Below are 17574 nucleotides of genomic sequence, written 5' to 3' on the forward strand. Positions count from 1 at the left end.
AATTCTAAATAAAATTCATGTAAATTTGTGGCATAAAAGCACTATTTATGAATAAAATTACACAACTTTTCAATATAAAATATCCAATTATTCAAGGAGGAATGATTTGGAATTCAGGCTACAAATTAGCAAGTGCAGTAAGTAATGCTGGTGGTTTAGGGTTAATTGGAGCAGGTTCGATGTACCCAGAAGTTCTTCGCGAACACATTCAAAAATGTAAAAAAGCTACCAATAAACCATTTGGCGTAAACGTTCCAATGCTATATCCCAATATTGAAGAAATTATCCAAATAATTATCGAAGAAGGAGTGGAAATTGTTTTCACATCGGCAGGAAATCCTAAAATTTGGACATCACATTTAAAGGAAAACTCTATAACCGTTGTTCATGTTGTGAGCAGCTCTAAATTTGCTTTAAAAGCCCAAGAAGCAGGAGTAGATGCTGTAGTTGCAGAAGGTTTTGAAGCTGGCGGACACAATGGTCGTGAAGAAACTACAACACTAACATTAATTCCAATGGTTCGCGAAAATATAACAATTCCGTTAATCGCAGCTGGCGGAATTGCAACTGGTCGCGGTATGCTTGCAGCCATGATTCTTGGTGCCGATGGCGTTCAAATGGGAAGCCGTTTTGTTGCATCAACCGAAAGTTCTGCGCACAATAATTTTAAGAAAACAGTAGTAGAAACCAGCGAAGGCGAAACCCAATTAACACTAAAAGAGCTGGCTCCAGTTAGATTAATAAAAAATAAATTTTATAATGATGTTCAAGAATTGTATGCTAATTGTGCTTCTAAAGAAGATTTAGAACATTTATTAGGAAAACGTAGAGCAAAACGTGGCATGTTCGAAGGCGATTTGGAAGAAGGTGAACTTGAAATTGGTCAAGTTGCAGGACTAATTCATGATATAAAACCAGTAGCAGCAATTTTTGAAGCTGTAATTTCCGAATTTGAATTGGCAAAAAATGAAATAAATAATTTTAATTTTTAGATTCACTTTTGTTATCATAGGTTAAAATCTTAAGATTTACTTCACATCTAATCCTTTTCTAATCCTTATTTTTGCACAAATTAATCGTAGTATGAAAAAGTTATTTTTGCTTCTTGTTATTATTCTTGGCCTCAATTTACAAGCACAACAACGACCAAAATTGGTAGTCGGAATTGTGGTTGACCAAATGCGTATGGAATATCTATATAGATTTCAAAATGATTTTACAGAAAATGGCTTTAAGCGAATAATGAACAAAGGGTATGTTTTTCATAACGCACATTACAATTATATGCCCACATATACTGCGCCAGGACATGCTTCAATATATACAGGAACAACGCCTTCTGTAAACGGAATTGTTGGAAATGAATGGTTTAGCAGAGCTTCGGGTAAAGAAAAATATTGTACAGATGACGAATCGGTTCATACACTTGGTGACGGAACCAAAGCCGAAGGCGAAATGTCTCCTAAGAATTTACAATCGACAACCATCACCGATGAGCTTAGAATGGGAACCAATTTTAAAGGAAAAGTTATAGGAATGAGCTTAAAAGATAGAGGTGCAATTTTACCTGCAGGACATTTTGCCAATTGGGCATTTTGGTACAGTAAAACTGGGGCTTTTATTTCAAGTACTTTTTATGGAGAAAAATTACCAGATTGGGTAACCGATTTTAACAATCAAAAAAAATATTTAGAATACATAAATAAAGGTTGGAATTTATATAAACCCACAGCAACTTACAATGAAAGTGATGTGGATGATAGTCCTTATGAAGGAAAATTGTACGGAGTTGACAAGCCAGTTTTTCCGTATGATTTAAAAAAAATGTATGATAAAAATGATGCAGGAATTTTAAGAGCGACACCATTTGGAAACGATCTTCTTGCCGATTTAGCCATGAAAGCTATCGAAAAAGAAAACTTAGGAAAAGACAACGATACCGACTTTTTAACCATAAGTTTTTCTTCTACAGATTATGTTGGACATATTCTTGGACCAAGATCAATGGAGTTGCAAGATACTTATTTAAGATTGGATCAAACATTGGCCGATTTATTATCTTATTTGGATAAAAACGTTGGCAAAGATAATTATTTGTTGTTTTTAACCGCCGATCATGCTTGTGCAGAAAACGCTAATTTTCTTAAAGACAGTAAGTTGAATGTAAAAAATATTGATTATAAAGAAATAACTAAATCCATAAAGAAATTCTCTACAGATACTTATGGCGAAGATTATGTTACCAATTATTCTAATTTTAATTTATATTTAAATAAGTTAAAAATTAAAGAAAAAGGATTAGAATACATAAAAGTGGAACAATCTTTTAGAGATTTTTTAATGACACAAGAGCAAGTTAAAAAGGTGTATAATGAAGAAGAAATTACGCATTCTAACGGAAGTGATTACTACTTAAACATGATTGCCAACGGATATGACGCAACCCAAGACGGAAATTTAGTAATTCTAGACAAACCAGGTTATATTGAGTATGGACCAACAGGAACTTCTCATGGAACGCCTTATGCTTACGATACGCATGCACCATTATTGTTCTATGGGTGGAAAATTCCAAAAGGTGAATCGCACGATAAAAAATATATAGTTCAAATTGCTCCTACAATTGCACAAAAACTTGGAATTACTTTTCCTAATGGAACACAATGCGAGGTTTTAAACGAAATCTTGAATGTGAAATAAGTCTTTTCTAAACGTTAAAAAACCTTTAAATCCCAAAACTTACCCAAGTTTTGGGATTTTTTTTCTTAACTTGTAGTAAAGTTTAGAAATATGAAGAACAGAACCAACACTATAGAAGTAAATTCGTTTATAGAATATAAAAGACATGCTAAAGATTTTATTCTTATAACTTTAGGAATAATAATGGCAAGTATCGGATTGAAAGAATTTTTATTGCCCAATAATTTTCTTGATGGTGGCGCAATGGGTTTATCTTTACTAACAGAATTAATGACTGGAGTAGAATTATCGTTGTTAATTGTCTTAATCAATTTGCCGTTTATACTAATTGGTGCCAAACAAATTTCGGTCAAGTTTGCTGTAAAAAGTGCTTTGGCAATACTCAGTTTGTCAATTTTAGTTCATTTTATAACTTTGCCAACCATCACAGAAGATAAATTATTAATCGCAGTTTTTGGAGGTTTTTTTCTTGGCGCAGGCATCGGACTTTCTATTCGTGGTGGAGCGGTTATTGATGGTACCGAAGTTTTAGCTTTGTATGTAAGCAAGAGAACTAGTCTCTCTGTTGGCGATTTTATATCTGTTTTTAATGTAGTTTTGTTTTCATTTTCGGCATTATTAATTAATGTTGAAACAGCAATGTATTCAATGCTAACCTACTTTTCTGCATCTAAAACTGTCGATTTTATAATTAATGGAATCGAAGAATATATTGGAGTTACTATAATTTCTGAAAAAGCAATTGAAATTAAAAATACAATCGTAAACAAGCTAGGTCGAGGTGTTACCGTTTATAATTCGGAGAGTGGTTTCGGCAAATCGGGACTTAAAAATAATGATAACAAAATATTATTTTGTGTTGTAACTCGACTAGAAGTTACAAGTTTAGTTCTAGAAATAGAAAAAATTGATAGTGATGCTTTTGTTGTTCAACATTCAATAAAAGATACCAAAGGCGGAATGATTAAAAAACGTCCGCTGCATTGATTTAAGAAAAAAAACGAATTAGCATTGCTTTTTGGAAGTATTCCTTAATTTTTTCAACTCTAATTTTAAAATAAAAGCACGCTGTGAAGCGTGCTTTTTGTATTATTATTTAATTTAGTATGTTTCGTCAAATATAGAAAATAAAAATTTACTCAATAGGTTACACAAAAGTTTTCCACTTTAAAAAAGAACTATCATTTTGTTTTACTATGATGAAAGTAGGATTAGTTGTTTTAAAATTACTTTTTGAAAAATCTTTAGCAGAGATGTATTTTATATTTTCTAGAGAAACTAATTTTTCTGGTTTTTCTAAAGATAAAAAATTAATTGAAAATGTTGGAAGTTCTATATATTGTTTTCTTTTATTATGCAATTTTTCCTTATTATCACTAATAACATTTTCTCTTTTTATTTTAGATTCAAAACCATTAATGTAGATGCTTAAAGATATACTTGAGGTATCTGAGCTTACATGATAACTTGAAATTAATGGGTCTTCTTGATTTACAAAAATAATTATACTATTGTACTTCAATGTCGTTTCTTGTGAGAAAAAAGTATTGAAAGAAAGCATTAATATAAATATGGTTAATTTATTTTTTATTGACATGGTACACCATTTGTTAAAAAGTTAGAAGTTGTTGCTATGATTTGTAAACGTTCAGTTTGACTTAGATTTTTCCATGCCACTGTAGGATGTGGTGGTAAACCAGTTAAATCGTTAACTAATCAAGTACCCATTACTCCAGTCCATGCAAGTGCATTATAAAATTGATCAGTATGTGAATTATTGTCAAATACTTTTAATGCATTAACAATTATTTCTCTATAATGTTGTGCCATAGCTTCGTGATGAGGGTCAGAAATTTGTTCCGAAGCAGAGATGTTATAAACATATCTCATATAATAATCAAATAGGCCAGGAAAATCATTTTTTAGGTTAGTTATATATGTTTGCCATTGAGCATCGGTATAATTATTAATGTTTACATATGGTAGGCTTGCACAACTCAAAAATTTTCTGAAAATTTCTGCATGTAATAATTCATGTATAAATGTTCTTGCTATATCTAATTGTGGTCTATGAAGATTATTTGCTATTGTTAAATGTTGTGGGTCAGTAATTGGTGTTGAATTGGGAAGATTTAAATAGGCATGTTCATAATCACTCCATAAATTTGGAAATTGTTTTATTTCTGTGCAATTGTTATTTAGCTAACAATCAAATAGACTATCAAAGTAGGCATGAATTATTTCATGAAGCAAAGTTCTAGCTACTGATAGTTTAGTAGGTTTTTTTGGAGGAATAGAATTTGATAACATAGAACCATTTAAATATGATGGACTAATATTTATAATGTAATTAAATGGTGAATTTACAGCTATACCCGGCTGAGGTTGCTGATTACTTGGAATAGCTACCCAAACTGTTTGCGCAAATACATTTGAACTATTCAATCCTGTTGGAGTGCCTATTGCTATTTAGTTGTGTAGTCAGGTTTTTCAACAAAATTTGGGTTATTTAATTTAGCGAAAATTTTTGCAATATCACTTTGTTGTAAACTTCCCCATGCTAAATCATCATAGATTTGTTGCATTAATAGTTCTATTTTAAAATACACCATCCTCGTAAAACTTACTTTGAATCCATTTATCGTTCTCTTTTTTCATCGAAACCGTAAAATGTGTGATTGGATAAAAGCCCATATCTCCATTACCTATATCAAAACTAATGAAGGCATTGTTTTTGTCAATAATCAATGGCCTTGATAAATAAACAATTAGCTTACCTTTAAGATACTTACCTTTATTTATTGATTCACTTAACTCCTCATAGTTTAGTAAATTCACTTTAACATTTTTAAAATCAGATGTTTTCCAATGATAGACTGTTTCTTTTTCAATTTCACTCTTTATTCTGTTAATCTGTAAACTGTCTAAAAAATATAGGTCTCTAGCATCGTTTATACTTCTGTTTTTATTCATTGCCTTCCAATCAGTAAGTGAATAAAGGTAAGTATCGATGTTTTTTGATTTTTTTATAGCTTCCTTAATAATAATTATCTCATATCCTTTATATTTGAAATATTGTTCTTTTTTAAATTCAGCATTCATAAAATCATTGATTATTGCGGTTTCTTCATCGCTTAATTTTTTTTCACTTGATTTTTTCACTCGAACACATTTAGTCTCCTCTACACACTTGCATGAAAAAAAAGCAAAAATAATCACTATTAAAATTATATTTTTCATAATACTTAATTACAAGGTTGACCAACTGGAGTTTGTTCGTTCGGAGTTCCTTGTCCATAAGGAGAGCCTATGGATTCAGAGGTATATCTGTTAATTATTCTTTGTCGGTTTGAACTTCCTACTGGAAATAAGGTGTCAAAAATAGGGGCTTCTTGTAAACTTCCCCATGCTAAATCATCATAGATTTGTTGATCTAGTCCTGGCTGAAATTCCTTGAGAGCTGAAGCTATTGCGTTGACATAATCAGTAGCCATTTGTTGGTGATGCGCAACAGCTCCAGAACCAGGATAGGTTTTGTTTACATACATCTGAAAGAGTATTGCAAAATCATTGTAAGCATTAGGGTTAGATGGATTTCCGTTATTATAATCGTCAAATAGGCTCATAAAATAAGCATGAACTAGTTCGTGTAATTCTGTTGTAGCTATGAACAATTTTGTTTTATCTGAATAATTTGTACTTATATAAACGGTATAATTGTAAGCTGAATTCCTAATAGTTTGCCCTGGTCTTTGGTTAGGTGGCACCGCAGAAATCATTGTAGTATTATAATTTTTCCCAGCACCAAGTTTAGCCAATACCTGTGCAAAATCACAATTAGTTGTATTTTTTATTTGTTGAAAAACTCCTTTGCTGCAAGGGTTCAATTGACTATCATCAATATTTTTCTCTATTAAAAAGGGTTTTATTGAATGAAATACATTCGGGTTTGCGATCATTTTATTGTTTTTTTTAACCCTCAACTTGTTTTTATTGAGGGTTTGTTTATTGTTTTTTAATACATTAACCCATCATAATAGAATCCTTTCTGCTCCCATTTTCCATTTATTTTTTTCATTAATACTGTAAAATGGTTAATAGCACCATTTCCAAGTTCGCCATTGCCTATATCAAAACTTAAAAAAGCATTTTTCTCATCTATTATTAAAGGTTTTGATAAAAATATATTTATTCTTTTAGGAAGTGAAATATATGCACCAGTATTAATTACTCTCCTCAATTCCTCATTTTTAATTACACTAACTCTTATATTTTTAAAATCAGTTAATTTCCAATGATAAACCACTTCTTTTTCTAAATTCTTTTTCAAATTATTAATTTTTATACTATCCAAAAAAAATCTATTTTCTGTATCTTCAATTTTATCAATTTTATACATTGATTTCCATTCTTTTAACGAAAATAAATAAGATTCAATTGATTTCATTTTTTTTAAAGATTCTTCAATAACAAAAATTTCATAATCTTTATAATTTTTATATCTTTCTTTTTTTAGTTCAATATCTAAAAAAGTATTAACAATAATATTTTCAACTTCAGATAAATTATTACTTTTCTGATTTAAAAATATATTATTATTTTTTTGTACTGTATTCATTTGTGGCTTACATGAAAAAATAACGACTAAAAATGATATGTATATAAAGTATTTCATATTTATTTAATTACAAGATACACCAATTGTGTTTTGTTGGTCTAGCGTACCTTGACCTATTGGATGTCTTCTCCTTCAAATTTATATCTATTTATTATTCTTTGTCTATTTGGGTTACCAACTGGAAATAAAAGATACCAAAGGCGGAATGATTAAAAAACGTCCGCTGCATTGATTTAAGAAAAAAAACGAATTAGTACTGTTTTAATCTTAGTGCTAATTCGTAATTTATGGATACTTTTATTTGTTTAAATTAGAGTAAATAAAAATTTACACTTCAATCATTATCTGATTTTTAATCAAATCTTCAAAAGTTTCTCTTTTACTAATCAAGTGACCTTTTCCGTCTTTCCACAATACCTCGGCTGGTTTAAAACGTGAATTATAATTGGATGACATTGAGAAACAATACGCTCCGGCATTTTTAAAACTCAAAATATCACCTTCTTTTATTTCAGAAATCCTTCTGTTGTTAGCAAAGGTATCCGTTTCACAAATGTAACCTACAACCGTGTAAAAACGCTCTTTTCCTTTTGGGTTAGAAATGTTCTCTATAGTATGTTGCGAACCATAAAGCATCGGACGAATTAAATGATTAAAACCCGAATCAATTCCAGCAAAAACAGTTGATGTAGTTTGTTTTACAACATTTACTTTTGCCAAGAAATATCCTGCTTGACTCACTAAAAATTTTCCTGGTTCAAATGCCAAAGTTAATTCGCGACCATATTCTTTCTCGAAAGCCAAGAATCTTTTTGATAATTTTTTACCTAATTCTTCTATGTTAGTTTCAATATCGTCTTTTTTGTACGGAACTTTAAAACCCGATCCAAAATCTAAAAAGTCCAATTCTTTAAAGTTTTTAGCAGCATCAAATAAAATTTCGGCAGCATACAAGAATACTTCAATATCTAAAATATCAGAACCAGTATGCATGTGAATTCCGTTAATATGCATTTTTGTATTTTCTACAATACGCATAATATGAGGTAATTGATGCACAGAAATTCCAAATTTACTATCAATATGACCAACAGAAATATTGGCATTTCCTCCAGCCATAACGTGTGGATTTATTCTAATACAAACTGGAACTGTTGGGTGTTTAGCGCCAAAATGTTCTAAGATTGAAAGGTTGTCAATGTTAATTTGAACACCCAATTTTGCTACTTCTTCAATTTCTTCAAATGAAACTCCGTTAGGTGTAAAAATAATTTTTTCTGGAGTAAAACCTGCGTGTAAACCAAGTTGTACTTCTTGAATAGAAACGGTATCTAATCCTGAACCCAAGTTCTTCAACAACTTCAAGATAGAAATGTTTGACAAAGCCTTCATTGCATAATTTACGCGCAACTTTTCCACCTTGGAAAAAGCCGAAGTCAAACGATTGTACTGATTCTCGATAGTAGCTGCGTCATAAACGTACAGCGGATTGCCAAATTCTTCGGCAAGAGCTAGTAATTCTTTAGGTTGCATTTTAGTGTTATTAATGGATTATTTAAGTCAGCAAAGATAGTTCTTCACAAAAGGAATTGCAAAGAGATTAACATTTCTATGAATTTGATAATTTGAGCATTACTTTTTTTGTAAATCCATACTATTTTAAATAAATATACTTTTTTTGATGTTATAAAGTTGGTAAATCACCATTTCCTTTTGTTGGTAAATTAGTGTAACCCATTAAATATTTATCAACTTCTCTTGCAGCTTCACGACCTTCGGAAATTGCCCAAACAATTAATGATTGTCCACGACGCATATCGCCTGCCGTAAAAATATTAGGAATATTAGTTTGATAATTTGTAGCTCTATAATTGTTTCGAGCATCAATTTCTATTCCCAATTTTTCACTTAATGTTTTTTCTGGTCCAGTAAAACCTAGTGCTAAAAGTGCTAAATCGCAAGGCCAAATTTTTTCTGAACCTTCTTTTTCAATTAATTCTGGACGTTTTCCTGTAGCAGTTTTCCACTTTACTTCAACAGTTTTTAAACCCACAAGCTCGCCTTTTTCATTGGCAATAAATTCTTTGGTATTGATGAGCCAATTTCTATCGCAACCTTCTTCGTGAGATGAAGTGGTTTTTAATTGCAACGGCCAAAAAGGCCATGGTGTTTCTTTACTTCGGTCTTGTGGTGGTTTTGGTAAAATTTCAAAATTTGTAACTGATATTGCACCTTGTCGGTTAGAAGTTCCAACACAATCTGATCCAGTATCTCCACCACCAATTACTATGACATTTTTACCTTTGGCAGAAATTTGATTTTTAATAGTTTCACCAAATAGTGATTTTGTTTGTTGTGTTAAAAAAGTCATTGCTTGAACAATTCCTTTACTTTCAATTCCTTTTGTAGGTAAACTTCTTCTTTCGGTTGCGCCGCCACATAATACTACAGCGTCAAAAGATTTTAAATCGTTTGTTTCATAGTTTACACCAACATTTACATTGATTTTAAAAACAATTCCTTCGGCTTCAAGAATGGCAACACGTCTGTCAATAATTGTTTTTTCCAATTTAAAATTAGGAATACCATAGCGCAATAATCCACCAATGGCATTGTCTCTTTCTAATACAGTAACGGTATGTCCGGCACGATTTAATTGTTGTGCTGTCGCTAATCCTGCTGGACCAGAACCAATTACAACCACCGTTTTTCCGGTTCTGTTTACTGGCGGTTGTGGTTTAATCCAACCCTCGGCGAAACCTCTTTCAATAATATTTTTTTCAATATTTTCAATCGCAACAGGTTCTTTTATAATTCCTAAAACGCACGATTTTTCGCATGGCGCAGGACATAATCTTCCTGTAAATTCAGGAAAATTATTGGTAGATTGCAAAATCTCTAAAGCGCTTTGCCATTCTTCTTGATGGACCATGTCGTTAAAGTCGGGAATTAAATTTCCTAACGGACAGGAGCTATGACAAAAAGGAATTCCACAATCCATGCATCGTGAACCTTGCTCTTTTATTTTTTCTTTAGATAACGGAATTGTGAATTCATTGTAATTTGAAACGCGTTCTAAAACTTCCAAATTGCTTTCGTCATTTCTACTAAATTCTTTAAAACCTCCAATTTTTCCCATGACTATGATATTAAATCTGCAATTTGTTTTTCTTCTGATAATCGTTGAAATGCTTTTTTATAATCGGTTGGCATTACTTTTATAAAATGTTGAATTTGGTTGTCCCAATCATCCAAAATTCTTTTTGCTAATGGACTGTTGGTAAAAAGTGAATGATTTTTTATCAATCGTTTTAAAGCTGATAAATCTTCTTCCTCTAATTTTTCTAAAGCCACCATTTCCATATTACACAATCCATTTTCGAATTGTTTTTTCTCGTCAAAAACGTAAGCAATTCCGCCACTCATTCCTGCTGCAAAATTGCGTCCAGTTTTTCCAAGTACGACAACTGTTCCTCCAGTCATGTATTCGCAACCGTGATCGCCAACACCTTCAACAACTGCAGTTGCACCTGAGTTTCTAACACAAAAACGCTCGCCAGCAATTCCGTTTATGTAAGCTTGTCCGTTTATTGCACCATACAATGCAACGTTTCCTACAATAATATTTTCTTCAGGTTTGAACGTTGCTTTTGGTGGGACTTTTATAATTAATTTTCCGCCTGAAAGTCCTTTTCCTAAATAATCATTGCAATTTCCATGAATTTTAAAAGATAATCCTTTGGTTGCAAAAGCACCAAAACTTTGTCCTGCCGAACCTTCAAAATCAATTAAAATGGTGTCTTCTGGTAAACCTTCGGCACCATAAATTTTAGATATTTCATTACTTAAAATGGCGCCAACAGAACGATCAGTATTTTTAATTTTAAAATTAATTCGAGTACGTTCTTTTCTATATATTGATGGAATTGTAGCTTTAATAATTTCAAAATCTAATACATTCTCTAATGCATGATCTTGTTTTGTGGTATTATAATTAGGAACTGTTTTGGCTTTCTCGGGTTTGTATAAAATGCTAGATAAGTCTAAACCATTAGCTTTGTAATGATTAATAGCTTTGTTTACATTTAGTTTTTGAGATTGTCCAACCATTTCTTTTAAAGTTCTAAAACCAAGTTTAGCCATGATTTCTCGTAACTCTTCGGCAATGAAATACATGAAATTGATAACGTGTTCTGGTGTTCCTTTAAAGTTTTTTCGCAATTCTGGATCTTGTGTTGCAATTCCAACCGGACACGTATTTAAGTGGCATGCGCGCATCATTATGCAACCCGAAGCAACAAGTGGAGCAGTGGCAAAACCAAATTCTTCTGCGCCAAGCAACGCTGCAATGGCAACATCACGACCCGTTTTTAATTGACCGTCACATTCAAGAACTACTCGACTTCTTAAATCATTTAATATCAAGGTTTGTTGCGCTTCTGCCAATCCTAATTCCCACGGAATTCCTGTGTGTTGCAATGAAGTTAATGGTGCTGCGCCAGTTCCGCCATCGTAACCTGAAATTAAAATTACATCGGCTTTGGCTTTAGCAACTCCTGCTGCTATGGTTCCAACACCAACTTCTGAAACTAATTTTACATTGATTCGAGCTTCGCGATTGGCATTTTTTAAATCAAAAATCAACTGCGATAAATCTTCAATAGAATAAATATCGTGATGTGGTGGCGGAGAAATTAATCCTACATAAGGAGTTGAATTTCGGGTTTGGGCAATCCAAGGAACTACTTTTTCACCTGGTAATTGTCCGCCTTCACCTGGTTTTGCTCCTTGTGCCATTTTAATTTGGATTTCTTTGGCATTCGATAAATAATTTATAGAAACACCAAATCTTCCTGAGGCAACTTGTTTTATAGCACTATTTTTTGAGTCGCCATTAATTTCTTTTTGAAATCTTCTAGAATCTTCGCCTCCTTCGCCAGAATTACTTTTTCCGCCAATTCTATTCATGGCTATGGCTAAATTTTCGTGCGCTTCTTGACTAATTGAACCATAAGACATGGCGCCAGTTTTGAATTTTTTCACAATTTCGGTCCAAGGTTCAACCTCATTAATATCAATTGGATCAAGGTTATTGAATTCAAATAATCCTCGAATTGTCATTAAGTTTTGGCTTTGTTCATTGACCATTTTAGCATATTCTTCATAGCTTTCATGACTGTTTAATCGAACTGCTTGCTGTAATTTGGCAATTGTTGTTGGATTGAACATGTGTTTTTCGCCATTACGACGCCAACGATAAACGCCACCAATATCCAACGATAAGGTTTCGGATATTTCGGTATTTGGGAATGCTTTTAAATAGCGTTTTTTAATTTCTTTTTCTACTTCTATCAATCCAATTCCTTCTATTCGAGATGGAGTGTATGGAAAATATTTGGATGTAAATGTTTTGTTCAAACCAATAATTTCAAATATTTGAGCCGCGCGATAGGAATGTAAAGTTGAAATTCCAATTTTGTTCATAATTTTAAGAACACCTTTTGCAATTGCCTTATTGTAATTTTTTATGGCATAATCGGGTTTTATGTTTTTTATAAATCCGTTATTGATTTGATTATGAATGATTTCATTTACCATATACGGATTTATTGCACTTGCGCCATATCCAAAAAGTAGTGCAAAATGATGTGGTTCTCGCGGTTCGGCAGATTCAATTATGATTCCAAATTTAGAACGTGTTTTTAATTTTCCTAACGAATGATGAATGTAAGAACAAGCTAACAACATTGGAATTGGTGCTAATTTTTCGGTCGTTCCTCTATCGGAAAGGATTACTATATTGCAACCTTCAGCAACAGCTTTGTAGGTTTCTTGAACGCATTTTTCGAGAACGTTTTCAAAATCGTTGACACCTTTTTCAATTTCGTACACCATATTAATAGTAACCGACTTGAAATCGGGATGATTGATGTTTCTAATTTTGTCTAAATCTTCGTTAGAAATTACAGGATTTTGAATTTTTAGTTTTTTGCAATGCTTGGCTTCAATATCAAAAATATTAAAATCACCACCAATTGCAAGACTAATATCGGTGATAATTTCTTCACGAATTCCGTCTAATGGTGGATTTGTAACTTGGGCAAAAAGTTGTTTGAAATAATTATATATTAGTTGAGGTTGATCAGATAAAACGGCCAATGGCGTGTCATTTCCCATAGAACTGATTACTTCTGCACCCGATTGACCCATTGGATTTATAATGGTTTTTAAATCTTCTATGGTGTAACCAAACAATCGTTGTCTAGTTTCAAATGATATTTTCTCCTCTGGAATTGGATTATTTGTATACGGTATTTTGGATAACGGAAGAAGGTTTTCGTTAAGCCATTTTCTATAAGAACGTTTTGATACTATTGCATTTTTTATTTCGTCGTCTTCAATAATTCGTCCTTGGTTCATGTCTACAAGAAACATTTTTCCTGGTTCTAATCGTCCGTGTTGTACTACGTCTTCTGGTTTTATATCTAGTACACCAATTTCTGACGACATGATTACAAAACCACTTTTAGTTAAAGTATATCTTGAAGGTCGCAAACCATTTCTATCTAGTAACGCACCAATTACATTTCCATCGGTAAACGGAATTGATGCTGGTCCATCCCAAGGTTCCATGATACAAGAATTGTATTCGTAAAACGCTTTTTTAGTATCGGACATGGTTTGGTGTTTTTCCCAAGCTTCTGGAACTACCATCATCATTACTTCGGGCAAGGAACGACCTGTCATTAATAGTAATTCAATAACCATATCCATAGAAGCAGAGTCTGATTTTCCTTCCAATATTATTGGGAATAATTTTTTAATATCATCGCCAAAAACATCACTTTTCATCAAATCTTCTCGTGCTCTCATGCGGCTTATGTTGCCACGAAGCGTGTTTATTTCGCCATTGTGACACATGTATCTAAATGGTTGTGCCAATTCCCATGACGGAAAGGTATTGGTAGAAAATCGTTGGTGAACAAGTGCTAATCTTGTTACTAAATCATCATCGGTTAAATCGGTGTAGTACCTACTGATGTCTTCTGGCATTAAAAGACCTTTATATATGATGGTAGTTGTAGAAAAACTAGAAAAATAAAAACGGTGACTTTCGGATATTTTAGATTTTATTATTTCGTGTTCGGCAATTTTTCTTGCAGCAAATAATTTGGCATTGAATTGTTGCTCGGTTAATTCTTGATTATTTTTACCTACAAATACTTGTTTAACGGTTGGTTCTTTTTCGGCTGCAATTTCGCCTAGATTAGAAGCATCAACAGGAACGTCGCGCCAGCCAAGAATTTTTAAATTTTGTTCGGCAATATGTTTTTCAAATGTTCTTTTACAGAAATCGGTTTGGTTGGAACTTTTAGGCATAAAAACCATTCCAACGCCATACTCTCTTGGTTCTGGAAGATCGAAAGCACATACTTTTTTAAAGAAAGCATGCGGAATATCAAAAAGGATTCCAGCACCATCACCTGTTCTACCATCGGAACTTACTGCGCCACGATGCTCTAATTTTATTAGGATATCGAGTGCTTTATGAATGATGTCGTTAGATTTTATTCCGTTAAGATTGCATATAAAACCTGCGCCACAATTGTCGTGTTCAAATTCGGGTAAATAAAGGCCTTGTTCTGGTATTTTCATTATTGATAATTTTTTACTAAATTAAGTAAAATGCAAATTATAATGTTTATAAAGTATCAACAAGGCTAATTTTTCTCATTGTAATAATTAAAATATTGATTTTTAATTAAATTAATATTTTAGGAAGCTAAAAATAATAATTTGATATTTTTTTGATTGAAGTTTCGATTTTTCGATTTTTAACTGGTTAAATTTCAATCGATATAGTTGTTTTTTTTATTTTTTTTATTTTAATAAATAGTCATTAAAACGTTAATTTTATTGTAATATGACAACTAATTAGCCCTGATAGTAGCGGTATCTTTTGTGATTGTTGGTTTGTGGCAACAAACTAACAATTACAAAAATATAGCGGATAGCAGGAAAATGGATTGCTGAAAATGCCCAAGCCATTCGCTTCAAATAGATATTGTAATAGATTTGTAATTGGTGATGAATAAAAGTTACTAAATTGATATACATTTCTTTTTGGTTTCATTGAAATTAATTACTTTTGTATCACTTTTTAAAAGACTAAAACTTCATTATGGACATACACGAATACCAAGGAAAAGAAATATTAGCCAGTTATGGTGTAAAAATTCAACGTGGTTATGTGGCAAACAATCCGCAAGAAGCGGTTGCAGCTGCAAAACAATTGACTGCTGAAACAGGAACTGGATGGCACGTTATTAAAGCTCAAGTTCACGCTGGTGGAAGAGGAAAAGGTGGTGGCGTTAAGCTTGCTAAGAACTTGCAACAGGTTGAGGAATTGGCTGAGCAAATTATTGGAATGCAATTAATTACTCCGCAAACTAGTGCTGAGGGTAAAAAAGTGCACAAAGTGTTGGTTGCTGAGGATGTTTATTATCCCGGAGAAAGTGAGACTAGTGAGTTTTATATGTCGGTTTTATTGAATAGAGCGACTGCCAAAAACATGATTGTTTATTCTACTGAAGGTGGAATGGATATTGAGGAAGTTGCGGAACATACGCCACATTTAATTTTTAATGAAGAAATTGATCCAAATGTTGGTTTACAGGCTTTTCAAGCTAGAAGAATTGCTTTTAATTTAGGTCTTTCTGGAAATGCTTTTAAAGAAATGGTTCAGTTTATCGATGCTTTGTACAAAGCTTATGTTGGATCTGACGCTTCAATGTTTGAAATTAATCCAGTTTTAAAAACATCTGATAATAAAATTATTGCTGTTGATGCTAAAGTAAATCTTGATGATAATGCTTTGTACCGTCATGCTGCGTTGGCTGAATACAGAGACGTTCGTGAGGAAAACCCTATTGAAGTTGAGGCGAAAGCTGCAGGTTTAAATTATGTAGATCTTGACGGAACTGTTGGTTGTATGGTTAATGGTGCTGGACTTGCAATGGCAACGATGGACTTAATTAAATATGCAGGTTTTGAACCAGCTAACTTCTTGGACGTTGGTGGAACTGCAGATGCAAAACGTGTGGAATTGGCTTTTAGAATTATCTTAAAAGATCCAAATGTAAAAGCTATTTTAATTAACATTTTTGGTGGAATCGTTCGTTGTGATCGTGTTGCTCAAGGTGTTGTTGATGCATACAAAAACATGGGTGACGCTATAAAAGTGCCAATCATTGTGAGACTACAAGGTACCAATGCTGAAATTGCTAAGGAATTAATTGATAATTCTGGTATGCCAATTTTATCTGCTGTACAATTTCAAGAAGCTGCAGATCAAGTTCAGGCTGCGCTTTCTTAATTAGATAGTTATTAGTTTCTGAAATAAATTCAGAATATATATAGAAATCCCGAGTTTTTAGCTCGGGATTTTTTTTTATTTAATTAGTGATGATCGTTTATTGATTAAGTGTGGTGAAAGATTTAAACGAACGGTTAAATTTCGAATCATTTTAATCATGAGTTTTTTTTATTTAAAATTTCTTAAACTCTACTTTTTGTTCCTATTTCGTTTGCCACGTTTATTTGTTTTAAATTCATTTCTTCCATTTTAATTTTGATAGCTTCAATTGGATCTGGAGATAAAATAGGAAAGTGTTTGCTTTTATATTCGTCAATAATAATTGTTAGAATATCTGCTTCATCACTTTTATTGGTTCCAATTTTTGCATCAAAAATAGTATCAAGTCTATTCAGCGTCTTAGATAATCTTGTTCTGTTTTTATTGTTTATATTCATTGTAGTACTTTATTATGTTGTGTTGGCATCAATTTTATCATAATCATTATGCGATCCAATGAATCGAAAGAAAATCAATTGCTTTTCAAAATTAAATTTAGGAACTAATCGATTTGAATTTTATTTACTATTGAAAACAATTCTACTATATTTTTAAAATACCCGCATTTGTATTAGAAAGTTTTATTTCATTGGGTGAGTTCCAATTTGCATTTATGGCGGTATCATACCAAGTTTTTAGATACTGTTAGCAATCTAGATTTGTTTCTAATAAACTCTTAATGTTCCTTTAGAGAATATTTGTGTGATGGCGATTATAAAGTGCAAAGACAATAAAAATTCCTAAATTTAGACTGCACCCAAAAGTTTAGACAAATTTATAATTAATTTTGATAATAATGAGCTCGATATTGTATTGGGCTCATTTTGTTTAAATTCGACTT

The 17574-nt window shown here is 32.2% G+C and carries 14 protein-coding genes; 4 read left to right on the forward strand and 10 right to left on the reverse strand.

The annotated features are described in order from the left end of the window. Nucleotides 1-47: 47 nt before the first annotated feature. The 3 genes from ACH2CG_RS09435 to ACH2CG_RS09445 all read left to right on the forward strand — a co-directional run bounded on the left by ACH2CG_RS09435 (nt 48) and on the right by ACH2CG_RS09445 (nt 3687). Complete coding sequence (locus ACH2CG_RS09435) at nt 48-992, forward strand: NAD(P)H-dependent flavin oxidoreductase (protein ID WP_395064517.1); 945 nt, start codon at nt 48-50, stop codon at nt 990-992. Between the two features lie 91 nt (nt 993-1083). Beyond that, entirely contained in the window at nt 1084-2700 is a 1617-nt protein-coding gene (gene pafA, locus ACH2CG_RS09440) for an alkaline phosphatase PafA (protein ID WP_395064519.1), read from the forward strand. Between the two features lie 90 nt (nt 2701-2790). After that, complete coding sequence (locus tag ACH2CG_RS09445) at nt 2791-3687, forward strand: YitT family protein (protein WP_395064521.1); 897 nt, start codon at nt 2791-2793, stop codon at nt 3685-3687. Between the two features lie 160 nt (nt 3688-3847). Here the strand turns inward: ACH2CG_RS09445 and ACH2CG_RS09450 are convergent, their stop codons facing one another. The 8 genes from ACH2CG_RS09450 to gltB all read right to left on the reverse strand — a co-directional run bounded on the left by ACH2CG_RS09450 (nt 3848) and on the right by gltB (nt 14974). Next, nucleotides 3848-4297, reverse strand: a complete 450-nt coding sequence (locus ACH2CG_RS09450) for a hypothetical protein (protein ID WP_395064523.1) — start codon at nt 4295-4297, stop codon at nt 3848-3850. 119 nt (nt 4298-4416) lie between these two features. Beyond that, nucleotides 4417-4701 carry a hypothetical protein gene (locus ACH2CG_RS09455; protein WP_395064525.1) on the reverse strand — a complete coding sequence of 95 codons (285 nt, stop codon included), beginning with the start codon at nt 4699-4701 and terminating at the stop codon, nt 4417-4419. 597 nt (nt 4702-5298) lie between these two features. Continuing rightward, nucleotides 5299-5862, reverse strand: coding sequence for a hypothetical protein (locus ACH2CG_RS09460; RefSeq protein ID WP_395064527.1), 564 nt, complete (start codon nt 5860-5862; stop codon nt 5299-5301). 83 nt (nt 5863-5945) lie between these two features. Continuing rightward, nucleotides 5946-6659, reverse strand: a complete 714-nt coding sequence (locus ACH2CG_RS09465) for a hypothetical protein (RefSeq protein ID WP_395064529.1) — start codon at nt 6657-6659, stop codon at nt 5946-5948. Between the two features lie 56 nt (nt 6660-6715). Continuing rightward, nucleotides 6716-7318: a hypothetical protein gene (locus ACH2CG_RS09470; protein WP_395064531.1), complete on the reverse strand. Its 603-nt coding sequence runs from the start codon at nt 7316-7318 to the stop codon at nt 6716-6718. 327 nt (nt 7319-7645) lie between these two features. Next, nucleotides 7646-8851, reverse strand: a complete 1206-nt coding sequence (gene lysA, locus ACH2CG_RS09475) for a diaminopimelate decarboxylase (RefSeq protein WP_395064533.1) — start codon at nt 8849-8851, stop codon at nt 7646-7648. A 151-nt stretch (nt 8852-9002) separates the two neighbouring features. Then, nucleotides 9003-10457: a glutamate synthase subunit beta gene (locus ACH2CG_RS09480; protein ID WP_395064535.1), complete on the reverse strand. Its 1455-nt coding sequence runs from the start codon at nt 10455-10457 to the stop codon at nt 9003-9005. Nucleotides 10458-10459: 2 nt separating this feature from the next. Then, a complete protein-coding gene (gene gltB / locus ACH2CG_RS09485) occupies nt 10460-14974 on the reverse strand; it encodes a glutamate synthase large subunit (RefSeq protein WP_395064537.1) in 4515 nt (1504 codons plus the stop codon). A gap of 526 nt (nt 14975-15500) precedes the next feature. On the opposite strand from gltB, the gene sucC reads away from it, so the two are divergent. Beyond that, nucleotides 15501-16694: an ADP-forming succinate--CoA ligase subunit beta gene (gene sucC / locus ACH2CG_RS09490; RefSeq protein WP_395064539.1), complete on the forward strand. Its 1194-nt coding sequence runs from the start codon at nt 15501-15503 to the stop codon at nt 16692-16694. 182 nt (nt 16695-16876) lie between these two features. Here sucC and ACH2CG_RS09495 read toward each other — a convergent pair whose 3' ends face one another. After that, nucleotides 16877-17131 (reverse strand): type II toxin-antitoxin system HigA family antitoxin, encoded by a 255-nt coding sequence (locus tag ACH2CG_RS09495; protein ID WP_395064541.1) that lies wholly within the window; start codon nt 17129-17131, stop codon nt 16877-16879. Nucleotides 17132-17143: 12 nt separating this feature from the next. Then, complete coding sequence (locus ACH2CG_RS09500; protein WP_395064543.1) at nt 17144-17209, reverse strand: hypothetical protein; 66 nt, start codon at nt 17207-17209, stop codon at nt 17144-17146. Between the last annotated feature and the right edge of the window lie 365 nt (nt 17210-17574).

Origin of the sequence: Flavobacterium sp., assembly GCF_043778725.1 — a bacterium.
Classification (GTDB): domain Bacteria; phylum Bacteroidota; class Bacteroidia; order Flavobacteriales; family Flavobacteriaceae; genus Flavobacterium.

Excerpts from the sequence above, each read along its gene's own strand:
- lysA (WP_395064533.1), bottom strand. The coding sequence starts at position 8,851 with ATGCAACCTAAAGAATTACTAGCTCTTGCCGAAGAATTTGGCAATCCG.
- ACH2CG_RS09495 (WP_395064541.1), bottom strand. The coding sequence starts at position 17,131 with ATGAATATAAACAATAAAAACAGAACAAGATTATCTAAGACGCTGAAT.
- ACH2CG_RS09470 (WP_395064531.1), bottom strand. The coding sequence starts at position 7,318 with ATGAATACAGTACAAAAAAATAATAATATATTTTTAAATCAGAAAAGT.
- ACH2CG_RS09435 (WP_395064517.1), top strand. The coding sequence starts at position 48 with ATGAATAAAATTACACAACTTTTCAATATAAAATATCCAATTATTCAA.
- ACH2CG_RS09445 (WP_395064521.1), top strand. The coding sequence starts at position 2,791 with ATGAAGAACAGAACCAACACTATAGAAGTAAATTCGTTTATAGAATAT.
- sucC (WP_395064539.1), top strand. The coding sequence starts at position 15,501 with ATGGACATACACGAATACCAAGGAAAAGAAATATTAGCCAGTTATGGT.
- ACH2CG_RS09480 (WP_395064535.1), bottom strand. The coding sequence starts at position 10,457 with ATGGGAAAAATTGGAGGTTTTAAAGAATTTAGTAGAAATGACGAAAGC.
- ACH2CG_RS09465 (WP_395064529.1), bottom strand. The coding sequence starts at position 6,659 with ATGATCGCAAACCCGAATGTATTTCATTCAATAAAACCCTTTTTAATA.
- ACH2CG_RS09450 (WP_395064523.1), bottom strand. The coding sequence starts at position 4,297 with ATGTCAATAAAAAATAAATTAACCATATTTATATTAATGCTTTCTTTC.
- pafA (WP_395064519.1), top strand. The coding sequence starts at position 1,084 with ATGAAAAAGTTATTTTTGCTTCTTGTTATTATTCTTGGCCTCAATTTA.
- gltB (WP_395064537.1), bottom strand. The coding sequence starts at position 14,974 with ATGAAAATACCAGAACAAGGCCTTTATTTACCCGAATTTGAACACGAC.